General features: G+C 76.0%; 11 protein-coding genes. 2 read left to right on the top strand and 9 right to left on the bottom strand.

Annotated elements, in window-relative coordinates:
- Positions 1 to 30: 30 nt before the first annotated feature.
- Entirely contained in the window at positions 31 to 1,866 is a 1,836-nt protein-coding gene (locus tag PAI11_RS04965; protein ID WP_007571485.1) for an amidohydrolase, read from the bottom strand.
- Positions 1,867 to 1,950: 84 nt separating this feature from the next.
- Here PAI11_RS04965 and PAI11_RS04970 point away from each other — a divergent pair, with 84 nt between their 5' ends.
- Positions 1,951 to 2,955 (top strand): LacI family DNA-binding transcriptional regulator, encoded by a 1,005-nt coding sequence (locus tag PAI11_RS04970; protein WP_007571486.1) that lies wholly within the window; start codon positions 1,951 to 1,953, stop codon positions 2,953 to 2,955.
- A gap of 46 nt (positions 2,956 to 3,001) precedes the next feature.
- Here PAI11_RS04970 and PAI11_RS04975 read toward each other — a convergent pair whose 3' ends face one another.
- The 8 genes from PAI11_RS04975 to PAI11_RS23915 all read right to left on the bottom strand — a co-directional run bounded on the left by PAI11_RS04975 (position 3,002) and on the right by PAI11_RS23915 (position 10,654).
- Positions 3,002 to 3,403 carry a hypothetical protein gene (locus PAI11_RS04975; protein ID WP_007571488.1) on the bottom strand — a complete coding sequence of 134 codons (402 nt, stop codon included), beginning with the start codon at positions 3,401 to 3,403 and terminating at the stop codon, positions 3,002 to 3,004.
- 50 nt (positions 3,404 to 3,453) lie between these two features.
- The gene (gene glsA / locus PAI11_RS04980; RefSeq protein WP_007571489.1) at positions 3,454 to 5,307 is read right to left on the bottom strand and encodes a glutaminase A; all 1,854 of its coding nucleotides are present in this window, start codon (positions 5,305 to 5,307) and stop codon (positions 3,454 to 3,456) included.
- A gap of 48 nt (positions 5,308 to 5,355) precedes the next feature.
- Complete coding sequence (gene hisC / locus PAI11_RS04985; RefSeq protein ID WP_007571492.1) at positions 5,356 to 6,456, bottom strand: histidinol-phosphate transaminase; 1,101 nt, start codon at positions 6,454 to 6,456, stop codon at positions 5,356 to 5,358.
- An 88-nt stretch (positions 6,457 to 6,544) separates the two neighbouring features.
- On the bottom strand, positions 6,545 to 6,910 hold the full coding sequence (gene aroH / locus PAI11_RS04990) for a chorismate mutase (protein ID WP_007571494.1): 366 nt from the start codon (positions 6,908 to 6,910) through the stop codon (positions 6,545 to 6,547).
- Positions 6,911 to 6,970: 60 nt separating this feature from the next.
- Positions 6,971 to 7,588, bottom strand: a complete 618-nt coding sequence (locus tag PAI11_RS04995; RefSeq protein ID WP_007571497.1) for a response regulator transcription factor — start codon at positions 7,586 to 7,588, stop codon at positions 6,971 to 6,973.
- Positions 7,585 to 8,913: a sensor histidine kinase gene (locus PAI11_RS23910; RefSeq protein WP_138974112.1), complete on the bottom strand. Its 1,329-nt coding sequence runs from the start codon at positions 8,911 to 8,913 to the stop codon at positions 7,585 to 7,587. The genes PAI11_RS04995 and PAI11_RS23910 overlap by 4 nt, the downstream gene beginning before the upstream one ends.
- 88 nt (positions 8,914 to 9,001) lie before the next feature.
- A complete protein-coding gene (locus tag PAI11_RS05005) occupies positions 9,002 to 9,715 on the bottom strand; it encodes a pseudouridine synthase (protein WP_007571500.1) in 714 nt (237 codons plus the stop codon).
- A 9-nt stretch (positions 9,716 to 9,724) separates the two neighbouring features.
- The gene (locus tag PAI11_RS23915) at positions 9,725 to 10,654 is read right to left on the bottom strand and encodes a class I SAM-dependent methyltransferase (protein WP_138974113.1); all 930 of its coding nucleotides are present in this window, start codon (positions 10,652 to 10,654) and stop codon (positions 9,725 to 9,727) included.
- Positions 10,655 to 10,702: 48 nt separating this feature from the next.
- Here PAI11_RS23915 and trxA point away from each other — a divergent pair, with 48 nt between their 5' ends.
- On the top strand, positions 10,703 to 11,041 hold the full coding sequence (gene trxA, locus PAI11_RS05015; protein ID WP_040598479.1) for a thioredoxin: 339 nt from the start codon (positions 10,703 to 10,705) through the stop codon (positions 11,039 to 11,041).
- Positions 11,042 to 11,161: the final 120 nt, after the last annotated feature.

Below are 11,161 nucleotides of genomic sequence, written 5' to 3' on the forward strand. Positions count from 1 at the left end.
GGCGCGGCGCCGGCCGACCACCCGCGGCGGCTAGTGCTGCTCGCGCCCGCGGTCGTGCTGGTGGGCGCGACCGTTGGGCTCGTGCCGCTCCTGGGCCAGCCGGACGGTCGCGCGACCGGCCTTCGAGTCGGCGTAGACGGTGCGCCCGCCGAGGAAGGTCCGCAGGACCCTGGTGTCGCTGACCTTGGTCACCGGCACCCGCAGCAGGTCGCGGTCGAGCACGATCACGTCGGCGGCCTTGCCGACCTCGAGCGAGCCGATCCGTCCCTGCATGCCGAGCTGGCGCGCGGCCCCGATCGTGTGGGCGCGGATCGCCGTCCGCAGCGGGATGCCCTGGCGGCTGCGGTAGAGCGCGCCGCGCTTGGGGTCGATCGTGCGGGTGTTGGCGACCTCGAGTTCGAGCCACGGGTCGAGCGCGTCGACCGGCCAGTCGCTGCCCTGGGCGAACGGGGCCCCGGCCGCGATCAGGCTCTTCGCCGGGTAGATCCGCTGGTGGCGCTCACGGCCGAGGAACGGCCCCAGCGCCTCCTCGGTCCAGACGTCGCGGTTGCCCCACTGCAGCTGCATGTCGGCGAAGACGCCGAGCTTCCGGAAGCGGCCGTAATCGGCCGGATCGACGAGCTGCAGGTGGGCGATCGCCGCGTTCAGCCTGCGGGGGCTGGAGTGGTTGGCCCGGCGCGCCGCAGCGACGGCGTCGAGGCCGGTGCGAACGGCCCGGTCGCCGATCGCGTGCATGTGGATCCGCCAGCCCTTGCGGTCGAAGAGCGCGACCAGCGCGTCGAGCGGCTTCTGGGCGAAGTAGAGGTCGCCGCGGTCGGTCCCCGGCGTCCAGCGACCATCGCGCTGGACCAGGTACGGCTGCAGCAGCGCCGCGGTCTGGGCCGGGTACTCCATCACGCCGTCGAGGAAGAACTTGACCCCCTTGATCGTCAGCCCGGGCGCGGCGTAGCGCTTGCTCAGCCCCGAGGCGTAGCTCCAGGCGTCCGCCGGCGACTGGCTGTTGTCGATCCGCAGGAACGAGGAGAGCCGCAGGTCGAGGCCGCCGCGGCGGGCGAGCGTGCTCCAGGTGCGCAGCGTGCTCTCGCCGGCGGAGGCGTCGACGGCGGTCGTGACGCCGCTGGCGTTGAGCGCCTGCTGCCCGCGCCGCGCGTCGGCCAGCGAGTCGTCGAGGGTCTTCCCGGGGATCTTGGCCGTGACGAGCCCGCCGGCGCCGTCCTTGAGCAGGCCGCGGGCCGAGCCGTCGGGGTCGCGGACGATCTCGCCGTCGGACGGGTTCGGAGTGCTGTCGGTGATCCCGGCGATCTCGAGCGCACGGCTGTTGACCCAGTCGTTGTGGCCGTCGGAGGCGCTGACGATGATCGGCCGCGTGGTCGAGATCGCGTCGAGGTCGTGGCGCGAGACGACCGTCCCGGCCGGCTTGACCCCGACCGGGTTCCAGTTGGAGACCTGCAGCCAGTCGTCGCCGTCCTTGGCCGGCGTGGCCGCGTCGCAGGCGCGGATCGCGGCCTGCAGCTCGGGGATCGTCGCCTCGCCGTTGCCGAGGTCGCAGTCGTCGAGGATGTCGCCGCCGGCGAGCGGGTGGGCGTGACCGTCGACCAGGCCCGGCATCGCCGTCCGTCCGCGCAGGTCGACGACCTTCGTGCGCTTGCCGACGTAGCGGCGGACCGCGCGGTCGCTGCCGACGAAGGCGATCCTGCCGCGGCGCAGCGCGACCGCCTGAGCAACCCGGTCGTGCGCGTCGACGGTCAGCACGCTGCCGTTGCGCAGGACCGTGTCGGCTGGCTGGACGGCGCTCGCCGACGCGGCCGGGACGACCGCCGCGAGCGCGGCCAGGACGCCGCAGGAACACCAGATCCGCGAACTCATCAGGACTCCACCTCCTGTCTTCCCCACACCCCATGCGTAAGGTGCTGAAACGTTATAGCAGCGGGCGATCTACAATCAAGGGCAATGGGGTCGCGGCCGACGATCAAGGACGTCGCCGCCGCGGCCGGCGTCTCGGTGGCGACGGCCTCGATGGCCCTGCGCGACACCGGCCGGCTGTCCGACGCCACGCGGGAGCGGGTCAAGCGGACCGCGGCCGAGCTCGGCTACCACGCCAATCCCCACGCTCGCTCGCTGCGCGGAGGCCGCTCGCGCGTGCTGGCGCTGACGATGCCCGGGATCCGGCCGATGCCGACGGTCGTCGGCGCCGTCGAGTACTACGTCCAGCTGGTCGGCGCGGCGGTCGCGACCGCGCTCGAGCACGACCTCGCGCTGGTGGTCGTCCCGGCCGATCCGCTGGCGCTCGAGCGGCTGTCGGTCGACGGCGTGATCGTCGTCGACCCGGTCACCCACGACCCGCTGATCGACCAGCTGGCCGCCCGCAACATCGCGATCGTCACCGTCGGCCGGCCGCTCGGGCACCACCGCGGCAGCTTCCCCGTGATCGACAACGACTTCGTCGCCGGCGCCCGCGAGGTCCTCGACCACCTGGCCGCGACCGGCGCCGCCCGGCCCGCCCTGATCGCCTGCGACCCGCCCGACTCCTTCCAGCAGGACTCGATCGACGGCTACCGCCAGTGGTGCGCCGACCACGGCGTCGAGCCGCGGATCGAGATGGCCGCGTCGGAGTCCCAGGAGGACGCCGACCGCGCGGCCGAGGCGCTGCTCGGGTCCGGCCCCGCCCCCGACGGGGTCTACGGGACCGTCGACCAGCTGGCCGAGGCGGTCCTGCGGGCCGCGCCCCGTCACGGGCGCTCGATCCCCGGCGACCTGCGCGTCGCGACCTGCTCCGACAGCGAGCTGGCCCGCCGCTCGTCCCCGCCCCTCACGACCCTCGACGACCGCGGGCACGAGATCGGCATCGCCGCCGTCGAGCGGCTGGTGCGGGCGATCGCCAGCCCCGGCGAGGCCGATCAGACGACGATCCCGACCGACCTGATCGTGCGCGGGTCGACGGTCGGCTCGGACTGATCCTCACGCGCTCCGCAAGGCCGTCGCTCGCACGCGGCCCCCGCGCCTACGCCGCGTCGGCCAACGACGCCCGCAGCAGCCGCGAGCGCAGCTCGGCGGTGACCCGGCGGCGCTCGGCGAGGTCGTCCGGCCCGTCGTCCTCGTCGGGGTCGACCGCGTCGAAGGCGTCGGTCTCCCAGCGCTCGAGGTCCGCGCCGCTGTCGATCGCGGCGATCGCGCGGTCGCGGACGTCGAGGTCGAGCTCGCCGTCGTCGAGCTGGACCGCCGCCAGCGCGATCCAGAAGGCCGCGGCGATCGCCGGGTCGCCGGCGATCTCCTCCGCGTAGTCCTCGATCAGCCGCGTGGTCGCGCGCTCGGGCGAGTCGCCTCCCGCGAGCGCGTCCTCCCAGTCGCCGCGGACGTCCGCGGCGAGGTCGTCGTCGAAGATGCCGGTTCCCCAGGCGCCCATGGTGCCTCCCGACGGTAGGGCGCTCGCCGGCCGGGAATGCGAACGTCGTGTTACCGGGCCGCCCCCACGGCCGTCCGGGTCGCCAGGGCGCGGGCCGCGCGGTCGTCGGTCTCGAAGGCGCGGGTGACGAGCGCCTCGATCAGCGCCAGCTTCGCCGCCGGCGCCTCGCGGCCGAGCGCGTCGAACGCGGCCGGCTCCAGCACCAGCAGCTCGACCGGCCCGTCGGCGACCACGTCGGCGGCGTGCGGCCGGCGGGCGATCAGCGCCAGCTCGCCGAAGCTCATCCCGGCCGCGAGCGTCGCGATCCGGCGCGCCTGCCCGTCGGGCCCGTCGACGCTGACGGTCACCTGCCCCGAGAGGATCAGGAAGATCCCGGCGGGCGGGTCGCCGCGCCGCACCAGCCGCTCGCCGGCGGCCGCCGTCCGCGGGACCAGCCACCGGCGCAGCCGCTCGACCTCGGCCGGGTCGCGACCGGCCAGCAGCGGGTGCTCGGCGAGCTCGACGCGATCGAGCCGGCAGGCCGGCGTCCCGTGGCGCAGCAGCAGCTCGTCCTCGCACCACTCGACCGCGTGGTCGAGGCTGGCGAACCGCGGCGGCCATGCCTCCGCGCCGGCCACCGGGTCCGCGCCTCCGGCGGCCGCCGGAGGCTCCGGCAGCACCCCGTCGGGGTCGACGATCGTCACCTCGCAGCCGGACTCGCGCAGCTGCGTGCGCAGCTCCGCCAGCATCCGGCGGGCGACGCCGGCGACCTCGTCGACGCGGCGCAGGTCGAGCACCAGCAGGTCGAGGTCGTCGCTGCGGCGGACGATCTCGCGCACGACCGTCTCGGCGCCGGCGAAGCGCAGGTCGCCGTGCAGCGCGTAGATCCGGGCGCGACGCCCGTGCTCGCGCAGGACCCGCTCCTCCTCGGCGGTCCGGCGCCGCCGCGACGGCCGGTCGGCCAGGTCCCACGACGCCCGCACGGCCGAGCGCGCCCCGCGCGAGACGTGCAGGAAGTGCAGCTCCAGCTCGCGCGACAGCCGCCGGCAGGCCTCGACGCCGCGGACGCTGTTGCCGTGCTCGTCCAGCCGCGGCGAGTAGACCGCCAGCCCGACCTGGCCCGGCAGCACTGCCAGCACGCCCCCGCCGACGCCGCTCTTGGCCGGCAGCCCGACGCCGCTGACCCAGTCGCCCGCGCCGTCGTACATGCCGCAGGTCGTCATCACGCTCAGCACGCGCTCGACCAGCTCCGGCGCCAGCGCCCGCTCGCCGGTCAGCGGCTGGATGCCGTTGTTGGCCAGCGTGGCCGCCATCAGCGCCAGGTCGCGCGCGTCGACCCGCAGCGAGCACTGGCGGAAGTAGCGGTCGACGACCGGCTCCGGGTCCTCCTCCAGGATCGAGACCGTCCGCAGCATGTAGCCGATCGCGCGGTTGCGGTGGCCGGTGCGCCGCTCGGACTCGTAGACCGCCTGGTCGAGCTCCAGCTCGCGGCCGGCGTAGCGCGAGTAGGTCGCCCGGATCCGCTCGAACCGCTCCGGCTCCGCGTCCCCCGCGACGAGCGACGCGGCGGTGATCGCGCCGGCGTTGATCATCGCGTTGCGCGGCCGGCCCGACGCCGGATCGAGGCTGATCTCGTTGAAGGCGTCGCCCGAGGGCTCGACCCCGACCTTGGCATCGACGGCGGCGATCCCGCGGTCGCTCAGCGCCAGCCCGTAGGTGAACGGCTTCGAGATCGACTGGATCGTGAACGGGACGCGCGTGTCGCCGGCCTCGTAGACGTGCCCGTCGGCGCTGGCGATGCAGATCCCGAACGCGTCCGGGTCGGCGGCCGCCAGCTCGGGGATGTAGTCGGCGACCGCCCCCGAGCGGTTGACGACGCAGCCGCCGAGGATCGAGTCGACGTAGTCCTGGACGACCGAGCGCACGCCCGGAACCTATCCGGCCCCGGGCGCCGACCCGCCGCGACCGGGCGCTCAGGACAGCGCGGCCCGCAGCGCGGCCAGGAACCGCTGGTTCTCGTCGGGCGTGCCGTAGGTCACCCGCAGCGCGCCGGGCCGGCCGAGCGCCCCGCCGGAGCGGACCAGCACCTGCTGCTCGCGGAGGCCCGCGATCACGCGCTGCTCGACCTCGGCGGCGTCGCGGCCGTCGACGACCGGCAGGTCGAACCAGCAGAAGTTCGCCTCGGACGCGGCGGGCACGATCCCGAGCTCCTGCAGCCCGCCGGCGATCACCGTCCGCGACTCGCGGGCCTGGCGGATGCGGGCGCCGATCTCGCCCGGGTGGCGGAGCGCCTCGGTGGCGGCGGCCACGGCGGCGACGCTGACCGTGAACGGCTGGCGGACGCGGGCGGCGGCGCCGACCAGCTCCGTCGACGAGCAGAGCCCGTAGCCGACCCGCAGGCCCGCCAGGCCGTAGATCTTCGAGAAGGTCCGCAGGATCACCAGGTGCGGGTGCTCGTCCAGCAGCGGCACCGAGTCGGCCGGCCGGTACTGCTCGGCGAACTCGATGTAGGCCTCGTCCAGCAGCACCACGACGTCCTCGGGCACGCGGGCCAGGAAGGCGCGGATCGCGTCCAGCCCGACGCCGGTCGAGGTCGGGTTGTTCGGGTTGCAGACGATCACGAGCCGGGTCCGCTCGTTGATCGCGTCGGCCATCGCGTCGAGGTCGTGGCGGTGGTCGGCGTCGAGCGGCACGCGGACCGCGGTCGCGCCGGACGCCGCCTCCAGGTGGGGGTAGACCGAGAACGAGGGCCAGGCGTGGACCAGCTCGGTGCCCGGCTCGAGCAGCGCGGCGCCGATCGCCAGCAGGATGTCGCAGGAGCCGTTGCCGACGGTGATCCGCTCGGCGTCGACCCCGCTGTGCTCGGCCAGCGCCTGGCGCAGCGGCAGGTACGAGGGATCCGGGTAGCGGTTGGTCGCCTGGAGCGCTCCGGCGGCCGCGGCGACGACCTCGGGCAGCGGTGGATCCGGGCACTCGTTGGAGGCCAGCAGCGCGACCCCGTCCGGCAGGTTGTAGCCCCCCGCTGCCGGGTAGTAGGGGATCTTCTCGGCGTGGCGGTTGAGCTTCAGGCGCACGTCCCGATCGTGCCAGGTCGTCCCGCCGTGCGCCGTCCCGCGGCCGCCGCCGGGCGACCGTCGGTCGCCAGGTTCGACCCCGCCCCGGCTACTGCGCGCTGTCGAGGTCGGCCCGCAGCGCCTTCGCCCGGCCCAGGTAGACGTGCTGGGAGCGGTGCTCGTCGCCGGAGTGGTAGTGGGCGAGCACCCGGATGATCTTCGGCAGCGCGCCGGGCACGTCGATCTCGACCGCGCACATCAGCGGCACCTGGGCGAAGCCCATGCTGCGCGCGGCGGCCGCCGGGAACGCGGCGTTCAGGTCGGGCGTGGCGGTGAAGAGGCAGCTGACGACGTCGTCCGGGGTCAGCTCGTTGCGCTCGAGCAGCTCGTGCATCAGCTCGGTGGTGCGGGAGAGGATCTCGTCGGCGTCGTTGCGCTCGACCGAGATCGCGCCGCGCAGGGCGTGGAGACGCATCAACGGGATGATCGCAAGGCGCGGCCGCGGTCGGCGCGCGGGGGTCGGTCGGCCCTCCGCTCAGAGCCAGCCGCGGTCCTCGGCCCGGCGGACCGCTTCGGCCCGGGTGCGCCCGCCGACCTTGCCGATCGCCGCCGACAGGTGGTTGCGGACGGTGCCGGGCGCGAGGTGCAGCGCGGCGGCGATCTCGGCGACGGTGCCGTGGACGCGGGCGGCCTGCAGGACGTCGGTCTCGCGGTCGGTCAGCGGGCTCTGGCCCTCGGTCATCGCGTCGACCGCCAGCTCGGGGTCGATCACCCGCTCGCCGCCGCGGACCCGGCGGATCGCGACCGCCAGCCGGTCGGCCGGCGCGTCCTTGAGCAGGAAGCCGCGAGCGCCCGCCTCGAGCGCCCGGCGCGCGTAGCCGGGCCGGGCGAACGTCGTCAGCACCAGCGCCTGGACCGTCGGCGCGACCTCGGGCAACCGGCCGACGAGGTCGATCCCGCTGATCCCGGGCAGCTGCACGTCGACCAGCGCGACGTCCGGCGGCGCGGCGGCGAGCGGCCCCTCCAGCAGCGCGATCGCCTCCTCCGCCGAGCCCGCCTCGCCGGCGATCTCGAGGTCGGGGTGGAGCGCCAGCAGGGCGGCCAGGGCCCCGCGGACCATCGCCTGGTCCTCGACCAGCAGCACCCGGATCACGCGCAGGGGTCCGTCTGGATCGTCGTCGGGCGGACCCGCCGGACCGCGGCCGGCAGCCGTCCCGCGAGGTCGCGTCGCGCCGGCTCCCGCGCGCCGCCGTCCCCGGTGCCGTCGTCCGGGCCGCGGTCGGGACCGCCGGGGAGCAGCGGCACCCGCACGACCAGCCGGAAGCCGCCGGTCGTCCCGACGCCGGTGGTGACCGCCCCGTCGAGGGCGGCGATCCGCTCCCGCAGGCCCGCCAGGCCGCTGCCCGGGGCGGCGTCGGCCGTCGGCCCGCGGCCGTCGTCGACCACCTCGAGCGCCGCCTCGCGATCGCCGACGGCCACCCGTACGTGGATCCGCCGCGCGGCCGCGTGCCGGAGCGCGTTGCTGACGCCCTCGCGAACCGCCCAGCCGAGCGCCGCCTCGACGTCCCGCGGCAGGCCCTCCAGGTCGGCGACGTCGGCGACCACGGCGACCCCGCCGGCGCGGGCGACCCGGGTCGCGGCGTCGACCTCCTCGATCAGCCGCGGGGCGCGGTAGCCGGCGACCGTCTCGCGGACCTCGGCCAGCGCCCGGCGGGCCGTCTGCTCGACCTCGGCGATCTCCTGCGTGGCGCGGTCGGGATCGGCGTGGACCAGCTGCCGCGCCAGCTCGCTCTTGACGGTGATCGCCAGCAGCGTGTGGCCGAGCAGGTCGTGCATGTCGCGGCCGATCCGCAGCCGCTCGTCGGCGACCGCGCCGCGGGCCAGCGCCAGCCGCTGGGAGCGGGCCTCGTGGACCAGCAGCGACTGCCGGCGGCCGAGCACCGTGCCGACGCCGGATCCGACCACGCCCAGCGCGGCCCCGAAGCCGTTGCCGAAGTCGCCGGCGTACTGGGCGAAGGTCAGCCCGGTGCAGGCGACCACGACGCCGAGCGCGACCCGCGGCGGCAGCCGCGTCCCGGCCGCCATCGCGATCCCCATCGGCACGATCAGCGCCTCGTCCTCGATCGACGCCAGCAGGCCGCCCGAGACGAGCAGCACCGTCACGACCGACGGCTGCGGCCAGCGGGGCTCGCCGTCGGGGGACACGAACCCCGACCACAGCAGCCACAGGACGCTGCCGATCACCGCCACGTTGAGCGATACCCGCAGGATCGCGCTCGCCGTCGCCAGGTCGCCGAAGCCGTCGGCCGCCTGCGGGATCCCGATCAGCAGCAGGACCACGGCGACCCAGCTCATCAGGATCCGCCGCCGCCGCGGGTAGGCGCGGGCCTCGTCGGCCTCGAGCTGGGCCAGCTCGTCGAGCGGCGCGACGGGGGCCGCCGCGATCGGCGAGGCGGCGCGGGCGGGCGTCGCGCTCATCGTCCAGGGCATCCGCATCGACGTCGATGCTCCGCCCTCGGCCCCGCCGCCGCAAGTGCCGCACGTCCGGACGCGGCCGTGACGGATGTCACGGGCGCCGCGCCGCGTCCCGCAGCGCCGCCACCTCGCGCGGGTCCAGCGCCCGCCACTGGCCCTCCCGGAGCCGTCCCAGCTCGAGCGGTCCCAGGCGCACGCGACGCAGCGTCACCACCGGGTGCCCGACCGCGCGGCACATCCGGCGGACCTGGCGCTTGCGGCCCTCGCGGAGGGTGATCCGCAGCTCGCCCGGCTCGGGCTGCTCGACCTCGGCCGGCAGCGTCGGGCCGTCGTCCAGCTCGACGCCCTCGCGCAGCGCGCGCAGCGCCACGTCGCCGACCCGGCCCCCGCGGACGCTCGCGACGTAGGTCTTGGGGACCTCGTAGCGGGGGTGCGTCAGCAGGTCGGCGAGCGCCCCGTCGTCGGTCAGCAGGATCAGGCCGGTGGTCTCGGCGTCGAGCCTCCCGACCGGGTAGAGCCGCCGCTTGCCGGCCGGGACCAGCCCGACGACGGTCGGGCGGCCGTGGGTGTCGCTGGCGGTCGAGACGACGCCGGCCGGCTTGTTGACGGCGAAGACGACGGTCTCGGCGACCGGTGTCACCGGGCGGCCGTCGACGAGGACGTCGGCCGTGCCGTCGTCGGGCACGTCGCGCGCGGGATCGGTGACGGTCCGGCCGTCGATCGTCACGCGGCCGGCGCGCACGATCTCCTCGGCCGCCCGCCGCGAGGCGACGCCGGCGTGGGCGAGGTACTTCTGCAGCCGCACGCCGGCCGCTCAGCTCGGGTCGCGGGGGACGGCCGCGCCGGGGTCGGGATCGGCGGCGACGGCCGCGCCGGGACCGCCGGCGGCGGCCGGAGCCGCGCCGGCCGGCCGGTCGGCGGCCCAGACCACGGCCGCGGGCATCCCCTCCAGCAGCGGATCCTCGCCGCCGTGCGCCGGCTCGTGCAGCGCCACCGGCACCAACCCGGCGGCGACGAAGCGGGCCACGTAGTCCCCCAGCGCGTGCGGCCACTCCGGCACCTGGACGCGGATCCCGTCGGCGGTCGTGGTCCAGGCGCGGGCGTGGAGGACGGCGGTCGCGAGCGGATGCGGGTTGGAGATCACGAGCCGCCCGCCGGGGGCGACCAGCCGCGCCAGCTCGCCGATCGCGTCGAGGTTCGGCAGGTGCGACAGCGTCAGGCCGCTGACGACGATGTCGGCGCTGGCGTCCTCGAACGGCAGCGCGCGGGCGTCCGCCTCGACCCACTCCAGCTGCGGCGCCCGGCCCCGCGCGACCTCGAGCATCGCCCGCGACGTGTCGACGCCGATCACGCGGTGGCCCTGCTCGGCCAGCCAGGTGGCGTGGCGCCCGGTGCCGGTGCCGACGTCGATCGCGAGCCCCGCCGGCCGGTCGGCGAGCAGCTCGCGGACGACCGGCTCCTCGGCCTGGATCGTCGGGTTGCGGCGCTCGTCGTAGCTGGTCGCCCAGGCCGCGTAGCCCTCCTGGACCCCGACCTCGGGAAGGCGCCGCGAGGCGGCCTGCTGCGGATCCCCGAGCAACTCGGCGATCACCGTCCGGTGGCGGTGGACGCCGAGCGCGTCGCCGCGAACGCCGGCGCGCAGCAGCGCCAGCCCGTGGAGGCCGATCTGGTGGTCGTGCTCGTCCATCTGGAGCGGAGGATGGCAGGCCGGCGCGTCGACATCGGTCCCGCTGATCGACGTCATCACGACCGCGACTTGGACGCGGCGCCGGTCGGCGGGCAGCCTCGGGGCATGACCTCCGCCGCTCCCGCCCACCGCCTGCCCGCCGTCACCGACGACGGCTTCGTCGCCGACGTGCTCGAGTCCGAGCAGCCGGTGCTGGTCGACTTCTGGGCCGCCTGGTGCCCGCCGTGCCGCACGATGCGGCCGCTGCTGGAGCGCCTCGACGACGAGCGCGACGACCTCCGGGTGGTGACGATGGACCTCGACGAGAACCAGCGGACGGCCGCCCGCTACGGGATCATGTCGGCGCCGACGATGATGCTGTTCCGCGACGGCGCCCCGGTCCGGACGCTGGTCGGCGCACGGCCCTACTCGCGGCTGCTGTCCGAGATCGACGGCCAGCGCTGACGCGGCGGTCGGCGCGGCCGCCCGCGCCCCGCCTCAACCGCCGAGCGCCGCCTCCAGCCGCGCCCGCAGCAGCTCGACCGCCGGCGGCCGCTCGCCCTCGGCGGCCAGCAGCGCCAGCCG

Origin of the sequence: Patulibacter medicamentivorans (assembly GCF_000240225.1) — a bacterium.
Classification (GTDB): domain Bacteria; phylum Actinomycetota; class Thermoleophilia; order Solirubrobacterales; family Solirubrobacteraceae; genus Patulibacter; species Patulibacter medicamentivorans.